The organism is Alcanivorax sp. HI0083 (assembly GCF_001635175.1).
The window spans coordinates 1-14208 of the sequence record NZ_LWFX01000924.1 but is presented as its reverse complement, the minus strand read 5'-3'; the positions used below and the strand labels follow the sequence as shown (position 1 = coordinate 14208).

Annotated in this window: 14 protein-coding genes and 1 pseudogene; 4 read left to right on the top strand and 11 right to left on the bottom strand. The window is 59.2% G+C overall.

The window, feature by feature from the left end; translation table 11 throughout:
- Positions 1-718: pseudogene (locus tag A3754_RS27645) on the top strand (hypothetical protein); the annotation flags it as partial.
- Positions 719-778: 60 nt separating this feature from the next.
- Here the strand turns inward: A3754_RS27645 and arsH are convergent.
- From arsH to A3754_RS09900, 9 genes are all read right to left on the bottom strand, one after another.
- The gene (arsH, locus tag A3754_RS09940; protein ID WP_063519546.1) at positions 779-1489 is read right to left on the bottom strand and encodes an arsenical resistance protein ArsH; all 711 of its coding nucleotides are present in this window, start codon (positions 1487-1489) and stop codon (positions 779-781) included.
- 33 nt (positions 1490-1522) lie between these two features.
- Positions 1523-2554, bottom strand: coding sequence for an ACR3 family arsenite efflux transporter (gene arsB, locus A3754_RS09935; RefSeq protein WP_063519545.1), 1032 nt, complete (start codon positions 2552-2554; stop codon positions 1523-1525).
- On the bottom strand, positions 2554-3051 hold the full coding sequence (locus A3754_RS09930) for an arsenate reductase ArsC (RefSeq protein ID WP_063519544.1): 498 nt from the start codon (positions 3049-3051) through the stop codon (positions 2554-2556). The genes arsB and A3754_RS09930 overlap by 1 nt, the downstream gene beginning before the upstream one ends.
- 1 nt (position 3052) lies before the next feature.
- Positions 3053-3373 carry a metalloregulator ArsR/SmtB family transcription factor gene (locus tag A3754_RS09925; RefSeq protein ID WP_063518680.1) on the bottom strand — a complete coding sequence of 107 codons (321 nt, stop codon included), beginning with the start codon at positions 3371-3373 and terminating at the stop codon, positions 3053-3055.
- 206 nt (positions 3374-3579) lie between these two features.
- Positions 3580-4293: a phosphate signaling complex protein PhoU gene (gene phoU, locus A3754_RS09920; protein WP_063519543.1), complete on the bottom strand. Its 714-nt coding sequence runs from the start codon at positions 4291-4293 to the stop codon at positions 3580-3582.
- Between the two features lie 24 nt (positions 4294-4317).
- Positions 4318-5211: a phosphate ABC transporter ATP-binding protein PstB gene (gene pstB / locus A3754_RS09915; protein WP_063519542.1), complete on the bottom strand. Its 894-nt coding sequence runs from the start codon at positions 5209-5211 to the stop codon at positions 4318-4320.
- 25 nt (positions 5212-5236) lie between these two features.
- The gene (gene pstA / locus A3754_RS09910; protein WP_063519541.1) at positions 5237-6505 is read right to left on the bottom strand and encodes a phosphate ABC transporter permease PstA; all 1269 of its coding nucleotides are present in this window, start codon (positions 6503-6505) and stop codon (positions 5237-5239) included.
- A gap of 16 nt (positions 6506-6521) precedes the next feature.
- Positions 6522-7910 (bottom strand): phosphate ABC transporter permease subunit PstC, encoded by a 1389-nt coding sequence (gene pstC / locus A3754_RS09905; RefSeq protein ID WP_063519540.1) that lies wholly within the window; start codon positions 7908-7910, stop codon positions 6522-6524.
- Between the two features lie 139 nt (positions 7911-8049).
- A complete protein-coding gene (locus tag A3754_RS09900; RefSeq protein WP_063519547.1) occupies positions 8050-9096 on the bottom strand; it encodes a substrate-binding domain-containing protein in 1047 nt (348 codons plus the stop codon).
- Between the two features lie 272 nt (positions 9097-9368).
- Between A3754_RS09900 and A3754_RS09895 the strand changes: the two genes are divergently transcribed.
- The 3 genes from A3754_RS09895 to A3754_RS09885 are packed head-to-tail and all read left to right on the top strand — an operon-like array spanning position 9369 to position 11699.
- The gene (locus tag A3754_RS09895) at positions 9369-9929 is read left to right on the top strand and encodes a TRAP transporter small permease subunit (RefSeq protein ID WP_063519539.1); all 561 of its coding nucleotides are present in this window, start codon (positions 9369-9371) and stop codon (positions 9927-9929) included.
- Positions 9929-11299: a TRAP transporter large permease subunit gene (locus A3754_RS09890; RefSeq protein WP_063519538.1), complete on the top strand. Its 1371-nt coding sequence runs from the start codon at positions 9929-9931 to the stop codon at positions 11297-11299. Before A3754_RS09895 ends, A3754_RS09890 begins: the two co-directional genes overlap by 1 nt.
- Before the next feature lie 4 nt (positions 11300-11303).
- On the top strand, positions 11304-11699 hold the full coding sequence (locus tag A3754_RS09885) for an acyl-CoA thioesterase (protein WP_063519537.1): 396 nt from the start codon (positions 11304-11306) through the stop codon (positions 11697-11699).
- 200 nt (positions 11700-11899) lie between these two features.
- Here the strand turns inward: A3754_RS09885 and A3754_RS09880 are convergent, their stop codons facing one another.
- Together A3754_RS09880 and A3754_RS09875 are read right to left on the bottom strand one after the other, a co-directional pair.
- The gene (locus A3754_RS09880) at positions 11900-13048 is read right to left on the bottom strand and encodes a TRAP transporter substrate-binding protein (protein ID WP_063519536.1); all 1149 of its coding nucleotides are present in this window, start codon (positions 13046-13048) and stop codon (positions 11900-11902) included.
- 141 nt (positions 13049-13189) lie between these two features.
- On the bottom strand, positions 13190-14208 hold a 1019-nt coding region (locus tag A3754_RS09875; RefSeq protein ID WP_197468603.1), incomplete at its 5' end, for a 3'-5' exonuclease.

Genomic DNA, 14208 nt, shown 5'->3' with positions numbered 1-14208 from the left:
TCTGCAGTCTCTGGCCTGGGCAATCAGCGAAACCCCAGGGGAAAACATCGGCAAAGAAATCCAGCAGCTTCGCCACTGGCTGGCACAGGACCATAGCCTGATCAGCAAGATGATCGCCAACGCCATGCTGGCCGAAAAACTGCAACTGGTGGCGCTTCTGGTTCAACAGGGAAAAATGTCCGCGCCGAATCTTGCGTCATTGAGCCCGACAGAAAGAAGTTTTCATTCGCCATTGAAGAAAGAATTCTCGCTGATGGCGCATTTCTTTCTCCATGAGCAATACCGTGAGGGACAACAAAGCGCGAGCTGGTTTGAGGAACTACAATTCAAGGCGGGCCTGAAAAAAAACATCAGCGTGAATCGCATGCTGCCGCTTTATCAGCACTATGCAGACCTGTCGGAGCAGCCGGTTGACGTTATTGAAGCTGATACGTTCCAGCCCGAACCAACCTCAACGAGCGAGGCAATTCGCAACCCCATCGGTAATATTCTGCTGGAAACCGCATCCCCGAATTTCAAGGAATACCTGCTTCGACTGGTGCATCTGGAAGCGCGCATGGCGTTACTGAAAACGCTGGGTGATACCGATACATCACAGCGGGCAGACAACCCCTGGACACCGGGCAAGGACGACACGCTGACCCGCCAAGACCAACGGCTATGCTTTCGCCACGCACCGGACAATGATCGTTATAATTCCTGTCTGCCTTTGCTGTGAATAAAAGTAAGCTGCCGCTTGAGCATGAAGCCTGTTGCATGAAGCGTGCAGTGTCTCCTGTTACATACTCCGTTGATTCACCCGCGCCATAAGCTGCTCGGCAGACTCCTTGCGCTCTGAATAACGATCGGTGAGGTAGTCACTGCGGTCACGGGTCAAGTAGGTGAACTTCACCAGTTCTTCCATCACATCCACGATGCGATCATAAAACCCTGACGGCTTCATACGATCATTCTCATCGAATTCCAGGAAGGCTTTCGGCACAGAAGATTGGTTGGGAATCGTAACCATGCGCATCCAACGCCCTAATACACGTAGCTGATTCACCGCGTTGAACGACTGGGAACCGCCGCTGATCTGCATCACCGCCAGGGTCTTGCCCTGGGTCGGGCGAACCGCCCCAATAGACAGGGGAATCCAGTCGATCTGTGCTTTCATGATGCCGGTCATGGCACCGTGACGCTCCGGCGAGCACCACACCATGCCTTCACTCCAGGTCACCAGATCACGCAGCTCCTGCACCTTGGGGTGTGCCACGTCTTCGCTGTCCGGTAACGGCAACCCATCGGCATGGAAAATTTTTGTTTCTGCGCCCATGGCCTCCAGCAAGCGCGCCGCCTCCATCACCACCAACCGACTGAAGGAACGGGTTCGCAACGATCCATACAGCAACAGAATGCGCGGCTTGTGACTGGACGGCCGATCACGAAACACCTCATCCGTGGTTGGTACCTGGAAGCTGTCCTGCTCAAGGTTTGGAATATCTTGCATCAATGCGACTCTTTCTGTTTTAGCTGTCAACTTTCAACTGTCCACTATCAACTGGTCTTTTTCGAACCAGTGCGAAGTACGATTCACAATCGCCACCAGCGACAACATCACTGGCACCTCCACCAGCACCCCGACCACCGTCGCCAGGGCGGCACCGGAATGCAGGCCGAACACACTGATCGCAACTGCCACCGCCAGCTCGAAGAAGTTACTGGTGCCAATCAAACAGGCGGGGCCGGCCACGTTGTGCTTCAGCCGCAGGCGTTTTGCCGCCCAGTAGGCGATAACAAAAATGCCGTAGGTCTGAATCAACAACGGAATGGCAATCAGCACGATGGCCATGGGTTTGGCGAGAATGGTTTCGGCCTGAAAGCCAAACAACAGCACCACCGTGGCCAGCAGCCCCATGACGCTGACCGGTTTGAGGCTCCCTACAAAGTGAGCCACACGCTCATCACTGCCCAGCCATTGCCGGGTCATAAACCCGGCGATCAGCGGCAACAACACATAGAGCACCACCGACAGCAGCAAGGTGTCCCAGGGCACAGTAATGTCGCTGACACCCAGCAACAAGCCGGCAATAGGGGCAAACGCGAACACCATAATGATGTCGTTTACGGACACCTGCACCAGGGTGTAGTTGGCATCGCCCTTGGTCAGCTGGCTCCACACAAACACCATGGCCGTACAGGGCGCCACACCCAACAGGATCATGCCGGCGATATACTCTGTGGCGGTTTGCGGATCCACCCAGCCGGCGAAGAAGACCTTGAAGAACAACCAGCCCAGCGCCGCCATGGTAAACGGTTTGATCAACCAGTTGATCACCAGAGTGAGCAACAACCCCCGCGGGTTCTGCCCCACTTTCTTGATGGCGGTGAAATCAATCTGGATCATCATCGGGTAGACCATCACCCAGATAAATACCGCCACCGCCAGGTTCACATGGGCGTACTCAAACGCCGCCACCGCCTGGAACAACGGAGGCACCGCCAAGCCCAGAGCCATCCCTGCAATAATCGCCAGGCCGACCCAGACACTCAGATAACGCTCGAAGAACGGCATCAGAGGTCCTCCATGTCCCGGTGGATTTGTTCGCCGCAGGCCACCAGACCTGTCTTGCCAAGATCATCCAGCGACACAGCGAACAGTGCCTGAAGCCGTTTTTCCAATTGCCGGTAGGTGGCCTCAAAGGCCGCCGCAATCTCCTCGTCCGTGCCTTGCGCATGGGCCGGGTCCGGCAACCCCCAATGCAGTTTGGGCACATCCCCCAGCCACACCGGGCAGGCTTCTCCGGCAGCGCTGTCGCAGACGGTAATGATCAGATCGATAGTTTCATCGGCCAGATCGTCCATGGACTTGGAGGCCGGGTTTTGCGGAGTAATACCATGGCGTCTCAGTACCGCCAGCGCCCCCGGGTTCACCTCACCGGTGGGATGGCTGCCGGCACTGAGTCCCCGAAAACGGCCTTCGCCCAGGGCATTGATCAACGCTTCACCAATAATGGAACGGCAGGAATTGCCGGTGCACAGTACCAGGATCGTCATGGGTTGCAGTTGCATGTCAGTTCTCGCAGCAGGCAGAGACAGGAAGTGTCAGGGACAGGGCGTCGCAGGCCGGTGATACCAGACTTGCCAACGTCTGCTGTGCCCAGGCGGGCAGATTCGGATTAACGCGGTAATGCATCCAGGTACCCTGCCGCCGAGCCACCACCAACCCGCACTGGCGCAGCTGGGCCAGGTGGCGAGACACAGTGGACTGCGGCGCCTGCATGGCCTCCACCAGATCGCACACGCAGACCTCCCCCTGACCGTGCAGCAGGCAGATCAGGCTGAGGCGAATATCGTCGCCGAGGCATTTGCAGAGCTGGGTGGGTGTAAGCATGTGCGAACCTTATATCCGCATATTCGGAAATACGGATATTAGCGACATGATACGCGACACGCAACATGCTTCATTCAACATCGCGGGGCGATTTCATGACGATGACGGAAAGAAAAAGGCCGCGCCCGAAGATCAGGCACGGCCTTGTAAAAGATCGCAGGAGCGGGTTTTCCTTGTAGCTCGCCGCTTGAAGCTCGTAGCGGCCTTTATTCCTTCAGCTTCTTTTCGATCTCATCGATGCTGATATGGCGCACATCCTTGCCTTCCACCAGATAGATCACCTGTTCGCCGATATTGCGGGCATGGTCGCCGATGCGCTCCAGGGCGCGCAGGGACCAGATGATGTTGAGTACCCGGGAAATGGCCCGCGGATCTTCCATCATGAAGGTGACCAGCGAGCGCATGGCGCTGCGATATTCCAGGTCCACTTCTTTGTCTTCGGCGGCCACGGCCAACGCTTTCTGGGCATCGAAGCGGGCAAAGGCATCCAGGGAATCGCGCAGCATGTTGCGCACATGGTTACCGATATGGCGCACTTCCACATAACCGCGGGGCGACTCGCCTTCTTCCGCCAACTGCAGCCCCATGCGGGCAATTTTGGCTGACTCATCACCAATGCGTTCAAGGTCGGACACCGCCTTGGACACGGCAATAATCAAACGCAAATCCGACGCCGCCGGCTGGCGCAGCGCCAACACCTTGGTGCATTGCTCGTCGATCAGAATTTCCAGATTATCGACCCGGTCTTCGGTTTCTATCACTTTTTCTGCCAGCGCCGAGTCTGCCTGCAGCAATGCCTGAAGCGCATCCACTACCTGCTTTTCCACCAGACCACCCATTTCCATCAGGTGGTTACGGATGGATTCCAGCGCTTCGTTAAACTGGGTCGAGCTATGCTCGCCAAAATGCATACGGTCCATTCTCTTGCTCTCCTTACCCGCGCGTTAACCGAAGCGGCCAGTGATATAAGCTTCCGTCAGATCGTGTTCGGGCTTGGTGAACACAGTCTCGGTATCATTCATTTCCACCAGACGACCCAGGTGGAAATAGGCGGTACGGTGCGATACCCGCGCGGCCTGCTGCATGGAGTGAGTCACGATGGCGATGGTATAAGACTCGCTCAGCTCGCTGATCAGCTCTTCGATCTTGGCGGTGGCAATGGGATCCAGCGCGGAACAGGGCTCATCCATCAGCACCACTTCCGGGCTCACCGCAATGGTGCGGGCAATACACAGACGCTGCTGCTGACCGCCGGACAGGCCCGTGCCTGGTGCGTGCAGACGGTCTTTCACTTCTTCCCACAGCCCGGCCTTGCGCAGGCTGGTTTCCACGATTTCGTCCAGGTCATATTTCTTGTTGGCCAGGCCGTGAATACGCGGGCCATAGGCCACGTTGTCATAAATGGATTTCGGGAAGGGGTTGGGCTTCTGGAACACCATGCCCACCCGGGCGCGCAGCTCCACCACATCCAGCTTGGGGTCATACAGATCCTGGCTTTCCAGATGCAGGCTGCCCTTCACCTTACAAATATCGATAGTGTCGTTCATGCGATTGAGACAACGCAGGAACGTGGATTTACCACAACCGGACGGACCGATCAGTGACACCACCTCATTCTTGCCGATATCCAGGCTGACGCCATGGATCGCCTGGTTATCGTCATAGAACACCTCCACATCGCGCAGGCGCATTTTCGGGTCATCCACAAAGGGCGTGCCCACGGTCTGGTCTGGATAGGGGGAGTCTTGTGTCATCGCTGCTTGCTCATTTATGGCCTTGTCTCTGGCCGCATCATTGGTGCCCAGAGCCGGTTTGTCCAGTTGCTGTGCGGTTTCCATAACTCAGTTCCTCGTTATCCGTCCGTTACCAGCGCCGCTCAAGGCGCTTGCGCAGAATCACCGCCAGCGTGTTCATGGTGATCAGGAAAGCCAGTAGCACCATGATGGCGGCGGACGCCAGGGATTCGAAAGATTGTTCCGGGCTGTCTGCCCACAGGTAAATCTGCACCGGCAGCACGGTTGCCGCATCCAGCGGGCCGGCGGGCAGGTCCACAATAAAGGCCACCATGCCGATCATCAGCAGCGGCGCCGTTTCCCCCAGCGCCTGGGCCATGCCGATGATGGCGCCGGTGAGCATGCCGGGCAGGGCCAACGGCAGCACATGGTGCAACACCACCTGCATTTTCGAGGCGCCCAACCCCATGGCCGCCTGGCGGATACTGGGCGGCACGGCCTTGATCGCCGCGCGGCTGGAAATGATGATGGTCGGCAACGTCATCAGCGTCAGCACGATACCGCCTACCAGCGGCACCGAACGGGGCAATCCAAACAAGCCGATAATCACCGCCAGCCCCAACAGACCGAAGATGATCGACGGCACCGCCGCCAGGTTGTTGATGTTCACCTCAATGAAATCGGTGAAGCGGTTCTTGGGAGCAAACTCTTCCAGATAGACCGCCGCGGCCACACCGATGGGAAAACTCAGCACCAGCGTCACGATCATGGTGAACAGGGAACCCAGGATCGCGCCCAGAATACCGGCTTGCTCCGGCTCACGGGAATCGCCGTAGCTGAACAGCGACTGGTTGAAAACCATGCGGGTTTCCCCGGAGGCTTCCAGCTCCGCCACCCAGGCCTGTTGCTTCTCGTTCAGGCGGCTGTCTTCGCGCTGCTTTTCATTCCCCTTGAGAAACAGGTCCACATCGTCATCGGCCAGCAACCAGAGAGTACGGGTCTCACCCAGCAGGGAAGGATCCTCGCGCAGCATGTCACGCAGGGCATAACCGGCACCGGTGCTCACCAACTGATTGAGGGCACGGGTGTCCAGGCGGGACTCCACGCCGGGAAAGCGGTCTGCCAGGGCGTCACGAATCACCCCCTGGTAATTACCATAGTTGAGCTGCTCTTCATCACGGGGGTCACTGACATCCATCACTTCGGCATCAAAGGTCACCGGCAGCTGGATTTCATACTCCACGAAAGCACTGTGACCCTTGCCGATAATATCGGTGAACAGCAGCACCAACGCCATCAAACCGATGCCAATCGCACCAAGACCAAAGGCCTTGAAGCGTTTCTCTGCCCGGTAGCGTCGGGCCAGGGTCTTGCGAACTTTTTCTGTGGTTTGGCTCATCATTTTTCTCCCGACGCTAGTCGTACTGCTCGCGGTATTTCTTCACGATATGCAGCGCGAAGATATTCATGACCAGGGTAGTGATGAACAACATCAGGCCCAGGGCGAAGGCCGCCAGGGTCTTGGCGCTGTCGAATTCCTGGTCGCCGGTCAGCAGAGTCACAATCTGTACGGTGATGGTGGTGACCGCTTCCAGCGGGTTGGCGGTCAAATTGGCGGCCAGGCCGGCGGCCATCACCACAATCATGGTTTCACCAATGGCACGGGAGGCCGCCAGCAAAATGCCCCCCATGATCCCCGGCAGCGCCGCCGGGAAAATCACTTTCTTGATGGTTTCACTCTTGGTGGCGCCCAGCCCCAATGAACCGTCACGCATGGCCTGGGGCACCGCCGTAATCACGTCATCTGCCAGGGATGACACAAACGGAATAATCATGATGCCCATTACCAGGCCCGCCGCCAGAGCCGACTCCGAGGCCACATCCAGGCCAACGGATTCACCCATACCGCGAATAAAAGGCGCCACCGTCAGGGCGGCAAAGAAGCCGTAGACCACCGTGGGAACCCCGGCCAGCACTTCCAGTGCCGGCTTGGCCACCGTGCGCACCCGCTTGCTTGCGTACTCTGCCAGGTAGATAGCTGACATCAGGCCCACCGGCACTGCCACCAACAGGGCAATGGCCGAGATCAGCATGGTGCCCATGAACAACGGCACCGCACCAAAAGCGCCTCCGGATGCCACCTGGTCAGCGCGCAGGGCAGTCTGCGGGCTCCACTGCAACCCGAACAGGAAGTCCGTCACCGGCACCTTGCCGAAGAAGCGGATGGATTCGAACAGCACCGACATGACGATGCCCACGGTGGTAAGAATGGCCACCGTGGCGCAGAGCATGAACAGCGTCTGCAGCACACGCTCTACCTGCTGGCGGGCACGCAGTTGTGGTGACACTTTCAGCCAGGCCCAGGCACCGCCGAACATGCACAACACAATGACTACCACCGTCAGCGCCATGGCGCTGGTCTGGCGTAATGACTGCAGATGTTCCGCCGCTGCCGCGATGGGCGGCTCCACGAAATTGACAGGCAGCGCACCACTGGCAACGTTCTGGATTTTGCTGAGCGTCAGGTTATAACTGGACGCATCCGTCGGCTGCAGTTCCGCCGGCAAACTGGCCAGCACCTGCTGACGAATGATGCTGTCATCAAATGCCAGCCACAGCCCCAGCACCACCAATGCTGGCAGTGCACACCACATGGCCGAACGCATGGCGAAATAGAACGGCAACGAGTGCAGGTGGCGAATGCCGCCCAGCGGGCGGGCCAGCGCAAAGGAGCGGCGAAGCCCCAGGTAGTAAGCGCCGGCCACCATCACTACCAACAGCAACAGCAGGTTTCCGGTTTGCATGTATCACTCCGATCGGATTTGCTCAAACAAGATCACCGCAGCAATCTTGGTGGAACAAACACGCCTTGTCAGGGGCGAAAAAGCCCGGTGGCAAATACCACCGGGCCAAAAGCATCCATGCTTTTTTTTATTTCCTTTCTTACAGCTCGTTGCCCGTCATGGACTTCAGGCCGCGGGCCTGCTTGGCCATGGACTTGCGCAGGTCATCACCCAGCGGGATCAGGCCCTTCTCAGCCAGGTAGCCCTGATCACCCCAGGCTTTCTCGCTGGTGAACTCTTTCACGTAACCTTCGATACCCGGTACCACACCCACGTGAGCTTTCTTCACGTAGAAGTACAGGGAGCGGGACACCGGGTAGTCGCCGGAACCGATCGCTTCGAAAGTGGGCTCAACACCGCCAACGTTGGCAGCTTGTACCACACCGCGGTTCTGATCCAGGAAGGAGTAACCGAACACACCGAATGCATCCGGGTTCTTTTCCAGCTTCTGCACGATCAGGTTATCGTTTTCGCCCGCTTCCACGTAGGCGCCGTCTTCACGGACGCTGCGGCAGATGGCCTTGTACTTGGACTTGTCTTCACCCTTGATGGCTTTCAGCCAGGGGAACGTCTTACAGCCGCCTTCGATGGCCAGCTCGTTGAACGCATCACGGGTACCGGAAGTCGGCGGCGGACCCAACACCTCGATTTTCACGTTGGGCAGGGCCGGGTTCACTTCTTTCCAGGTCTTGTAGGGGTTGGCGACCAGCTCTTCGCTGCCATCCGGATTCGGTACATCCTTGGCCAAGGCCAGGAAGACGTCACGCAGGGACAGGTCGATGTGCTTACCCTTCACGGAATTGGCAATCACGATACCGTCATAACCGACCTTCACTTCGGTGATGTCTTTCACACCGTTGCTCTGGCACAGCTCGAACTCGGACTTCTTCATGCGACGCGATGCGTTGGTGATGTCCGGGTGCTGGGTGCCCACGCCCTGACAGAACAGCTTCATGCCGCCGCCAGAACCGGTAGATTCGATTTTCGGGGTGGCGTTGCCGGTACGGCCAAAACGCTCAGCCACAACGGTGGCGAACGGGTAGACCGTGGAAGAACCCACGATAGAGATAGTGTCACGCGCCATGGCGGTGGTCGGTACGCTAGCCAGAGCCAGCGCTGCCGCGGCACCTGCCAGTGTTGTTTTCATCTTGAAGTTCACAGTAAAAGCCTCCTAGTTACATGGCACCGGCGCTGGTAAGGAAAGATCCACCCCGGTTTATTCTTAACAACAAGTCTTGCAAGCCAGTTCATGTTTCAGCACAGCGCATGCTAGAGAGGGTTTGTTACAGCCACATTACAGCGAGATCGCATTCAGGCTACACGCATCATGCACCACGCCCAACCGGGCATGTAGGCTGAATGCGTGCTGCCTGTGGCGTTTTCCGTATAATGCCCATTTTCACCGATCTCCCGACAATAATGAGAAAACAGCGCCTACAGCACTGCCAACAAGGGCTTACCGCCTTCACCATCGCCATCGGCCGCGGCAGCGCCTGGCTGGCCCTGCTGCTGGTGCTGGGCATGGTGCTGGTGGTGGTGCTGCGCTACGGCTTCGATATCGGCAACATCGCCCTGCAAGAGTCCCTGACCTACCTGCACGGCAGCCTGTTCATGCTGGCCATCGCCTACACCCTGGCCGAAGACGAGCATGTCCGGGTGGATGTTCTTTACCAGCGCTTCAGCCCGCGCGGCCGGGCCTGGGTTAACCTGCTGGGCACCCTGTTGCTGCTATTTCCGGTGTGTGCCGCCATGTTCTGGTTGTCACTGGACTATGTGGCCAGCAGCTGGCGCGAGCAGGAAGGTTCCGCCAATGGCGGCCTGCCCTTTGTCTATCTGCTCAAGACCCTGCTGCTGGTGCTGCCCGCGCTGCTGACCGTTCAGGCCATCGCCGAACTGTTACGCCACGGCCTGACGCTACTGGGCGCCAGCCCACCCGCCAGGATCAGCGAACACGACCAGCACCCGGAGGAGGGCCTGTGATGGAATGGCTCCCGCTGCTGATGTTCGTGGCTGTCTGCCTGGTGTTGCTCACCGGCTACCCGGTGGCCTTTGCTCTGGGCGGCACCGCGCTGCTGTTTGCGGCCGGCGGCATCCTCACCGGCACCTTTTCCCCCTCGGACCTGACCTTTGTGCCCAACCGGCTGTTCGGCATTATCGAGAACAGCACCCTGATGGCGGTACCGCTATTCGTGTTCATGGGGGTAATGCTGGAAAAATCCCGGGTGGCGGAGAAGCTGCTGTCCAGCATGGGTCAGCTGTTCGGCCCGTTACCCGGCGGAATGGGGCTGGCGATCATCCTGGTGGGCGCCCTGCTGGCCGCCAGCACCGGCATTGTGGGCGCCACCGTAGTCACCATGGGCCTGCTGTCGTTACCCACCATGCTCCGTCAGGGCTACCAGCCGCAGCTGTCCACCGGGCTGATCTGCGCCACCGGCACGCTTGGGCAGATTATTCCGCCGTCGATTGCGCTGGTGTTGCTGGGCGATGTGCTGGCCAACGCCTACCAGGACGCCCAGCTCAAGCAGGGCCTGTGGTCGCTGGACACCGTATCGGTGGGCGATCTGTTTGTCGGGGCGCTGATTCCCGGGCTGATTCTGGTGGGGCTGTACCTGCTTTATGTGGTGGTGATCAGCCTGTGGAAACCGCAATGGGCGCCCGCCTTCGCCGCCACTGACGGCGAACCCCGAGGCTGGCGCGCCCTGCTGGGCGGCCTGGTTCCGCCGCTGCTGCTGATCGCCGCAGTGCTCGGCTCTATTCTCACCGGCAAGGCCACCCCCACGGAGGCCGCCGGGGTCGGCGCCTTTGGCGCCCTGCTGCTGGCGGCCGCCAATCGGCACCTGGACCGGGCCATTGTTGGCGAGGTGGTCCGCGCCACCAGCCGGGTCACCGCCATGGTGTTCATGATCCTGATCGGCGCCAGCCTGTTTTCGCTGGTATTCCGTGGCTTTGGTGGCGAAGAGGCGGTGCATAACCTGTTCGCTGCCATGCCCGGCGGCGTGATCGGCGCCACCGTCATGGTGATGCTGCTGATTTTCCTGCTCGGCTTTATTCTCGACTTTATCGAGATCACCTTTGTGGTGGTGCCCATTGTAGCCCCGGTATTGCTGGGCATGGGGCTGGACCCGATCTGGCTGGGCGTGATGATTGCATTGAACTTGCAAACCTCGTTTCTGACCCCACCCTTCGGGTTCGCGCTGTTTTATCTGCGCGGGGTGGCGCCGCCGGAGGTAAAAACCACGCACATTTATCAGGGCGTGATACCCTTTATCGCCATACAATTAATCATGCTGGGCATTCTGGCGTTGTTCCCGGAACTCGCCACCTGGCTGCCGCATACGCTCTACGGATAACAACATGACAGACCATACTGACGACGCACCCCAGCCGATTGGGACCCTTGCCATCCAAACCATCGCCATGCCGCAGAGCGCCAACTGGAATGGCGATATTTTCGGCGGCTGGCTGGTCTCACAGATGGATCTGGCCGGTGCCGTCACCGCCCGCAAAAAAGCCCGGGGCCGCGTGGCCACCGTGGCCATCGACTCCATGGCCTTCCTGCGCCCGGTGCCCGTGGGCGCCGTGGTGAGCTGCTACACCCGGCTGCAGGACATCGGCCGCAGCTCCATGCAGATTCTGGTGGAAGTGTGGGTACGCGAAGACACCGGCACCCTGTCGAAAGTGACCGAAGGGCATTTCACCTTCGTGGCCATCGATGACACCGGGCGGACCCGGGCGGTGCCCAGGGACTGACTGCACACCTCAAACTGCAAGGCGCAGGCTACGAAGCTACTGTAGGAGCACCACTCGAGGTGCGAACCGCGTGCAAACGCGGAAATCGCCCACAGGGCGATCAGGGATTGCAGCGCTCGACAGATCGATCCAGGAACGGCGACAGAAACATGAGCCTCGTCGCGTTCGCACCTCGAGTGGTGCTCCTACAGCGGCTCTGATCAAGCTTTCTTGGCAAGCTCACTACGCACATTCATATACGACTGCTCTGCCACGGCCATGGTCTGCATGGACTCGTCGCGGAAACGGCGGTAGGAGTTGTACACCTTGCGGGCATCCTTGTTGCCCGCCACCAGCGCTTCGATGACCTCATCGCTGGCGTCTTTCAGGGCCTTGAGCACATCGTCAGGCAGGCGACGCAGTTTTACCCCGTGCTTGTTCACCAGCTCATCGAGCGCCGCATTGTTGCGGGCGGTGTACTCGTCAAGCATGTCCTGGTTTTCGGACTGGGCGGCGTAACGGATGATCGCCTGCAGGTCCGCAGGCAGCCCTTCCCACACCTTCTTGTTGATGGTCAGTTCCAGGGTCGGGCCGGGCTCCTGCCAGCCCGGGTAGTAGTAATACTCCGCTACCCGCTGCAGGCCGAAGGTCAGGTCGTTATAGGGGCCAACCCAATCCGCCGCATCAATGGCACCGGTTTGCAGCGAGGTAAAAACCTCGGCACCGGGCAGCTGTACCGGCGTGGCGCCGACCTTGCCCAGCACCTCTCCGGCCAGCCCGGGCATGCGCATTTTCAACCCTTTCAGGTCCTCAATGCTGTTGATTTCCTTGTTGAACCAGCCCGCCATCTGCGTACCGGTGTTGCCACAGGCGAACGGTTTCAGGTTGAACTGGGCATACAGGTCATCCCACAGTTCCTGGCCGCCACCATGGTGCAGCCAGCCATTCATTTCCTGGGCGGTTAGGCCGAAGGGCACCGCGGTAAAAAACGGCGTGGCCGGATGTTTGCCTTTCCAGTAATAGGCGGCGCCATGGCCCATTTCCGCACTGCCCTGGCGCACCGCATCGAATACCTCAAAGGCCGGCACCAATTCTTTCGCGCCATAGACCTTGATCTTGATCCGCCCGGCGGACATTTCTTCCACACGCTTGGCAAAACGGTTCGCCCCTGCGCCCAGGCCCGGATAGTTCTTGGGCCAGGTAGTGACCATTTTCCATTCGTAGGTCTGCTGGCTCGGCGCTTTCTTCTCGGGCTCCGGCGGTGCCGCCACCGTCTTGTCAGCCGGCGGGCAATCTTTCTGTTCACAGCCGGCCAGTGCCAGGCCACCCAGCCCCAAACCCAGGGCAGAAACAAATTTACGGCGGTCCAAGAGTCATCCTCCATCATTGGGCAGCAATGAACAGCCACCCCATTGTTCTTGTCGACGGGTCTTACGTCTGACGACGGAAGTCAGACGCAACAACACATCCCGTACCCAATTGTTTTCTCCGCGTCCGACGTCAGACCTGCGTCAAATCACTTCCAGCCGGGCGTACTGGCTGACCAGCCACTTGGTGCCGGCACCGTCGAAATTGATTTGCAGGCGCGCGTTCGGGCCCTGCCCTTCAAAGTGCAAGATAGTGCCTTCCCCGAATTTCGGGTGCAGCACCCGCGCCCCCAGGCTGATGCCGTTGGATTCGGTTTCCCGAATCGGCTTGGCCGCCCCGCCCATGGGCCGGCTGAAGCCTGCGCGGGCGCGGATTTCTTCCAGCGTTTCGGCAGGGATTTCGCGCAGGAAACGGCTGGCCGGATTGTAGTTTTCGTTGCCGTACAGACGGCGGCTTTCCGCGTGGGTCAGGTACAGCTCGCGCATGGCCCGGGTCAAACCCACATAACAAAGGCGGCGCTCTTCGGCCAGCCGGCCCGGTTCCTCGCTGGACATCTTGTGCGGGAACAAACCCTCTTCCATACCGGTGATAAACACCACCGGAAATTCCAGCCCCTTGGCCGAATGCAACGTCATCATCTGCACTGCATCCTCGTGGGCGTCGGCCTGCCCCTCGCCGGACTCCAGTGCCGCGTGATCCAGAAACGCAGTCAGGCTGTCCAGTTCCGACTCTTCGTCTTCGTCACCGAATTCACGGGTGGCAGAAAGCAGTTCGCGCAGGTTTTCCAGCCGCTGCTGGCCCTTTTCGCCTTTTTCCTTGCCGTGGAATTCCAGCAGGCCACTGGCCTCGATCACATGTTCGGTGGTTTGCGCCAGGTTCAAACCCTCGCACTGCTGCTCCAGCTGCGCGATCAAGTTCAGGAACACAGCAAGGGCATTAGTGGCACGGGCAGTAAGCAATTGCTCACCCACTACCGCCTGAGCCGCTTCCCACAGGGATACGCTTCGCTGGCGGGCCACCTCCCGCAGGGTTTCCAGGGTCTTGTTGCCGATGCCACGGGTAGGCGTATTCACCACCCGTTCGAAGGCCGCATCCGCATGACGATGGCTGAGCAGGCGCAGGTAGGCCAGCGCGTTCTTGATTTCCACCCGCTCGAAGAAGC

Bases quoted from the DNA above. Each gene is read 5' to 3' on its own strand.
- arsB (WP_063519545.1), bottom strand. From the start codon at position 2,554: ATGCCGTTCTTCGAGCGTTATCTGAGTGTCTGGGTCGGCCTGGCGATT.
- A3754_RS09890 (WP_063519538.1), top strand. From the start codon at position 9,929: ATGGAATGGCTCCCGCTGCTGATGTTCGTGGCTGTCTGCCTGGTGTTG.
- A3754_RS09895 (WP_063519539.1), top strand. From the start codon at position 9,369: ATGAGAAAACAGCGCCTACAGCACTGCCAACAAGGGCTTACCGCCTTC.
- A3754_RS09885 (WP_063519537.1), top strand. From the start codon at position 11,304: ATGACAGACCATACTGACGACGCACCCCAGCCGATTGGGACCCTTGCC.
- pstB (WP_063519542.1), bottom strand. From the start codon at position 5,211: ATGGAAACCGCACAGCAACTGGACAAACCGGCTCTGGGCACCAATGAT.
- pstC (WP_063519540.1), bottom strand. From the start codon at position 7,910: ATGCAAACCGGAAACCTGCTGTTGCTGTTGGTAGTGATGGTGGCCGGC.
- A3754_RS09925 (WP_063518680.1), bottom strand. From the start codon at position 3,373: ATGCTTACACCCACCCAGCTCTGCAAATGCCTCGGCGACGATATTCGC.
- pstA (WP_063519541.1), bottom strand. From the start codon at position 6,505: ATGAGCCAAACCACAGAAAAAGTTCGCAAGACCCTGGCCCGACGCTAC.
- arsH (WP_063519546.1), bottom strand. From the start codon at position 1,489: ATGCAAGATATTCCAAACCTTGAGCAGGACAGCTTCCAGGTACCAACC.
- A3754_RS09900 (WP_063519547.1), bottom strand. From the start codon at position 9,096: ATGAAAACAACACTGGCAGGTGCCGCGGCAGCGCTGGCTCTGGCTAGC.
- A3754_RS09930 (WP_063519544.1), bottom strand. From the start codon at position 3,051: ATGCAACTGCAACCCATGACGATCCTGGTACTGTGCACCGGCAATTCC.
- phoU (WP_063519543.1), bottom strand. From the start codon at position 4,293: ATGGACCGTATGCATTTTGGCGAGCATAGCTCGACCCAGTTTAACGAA.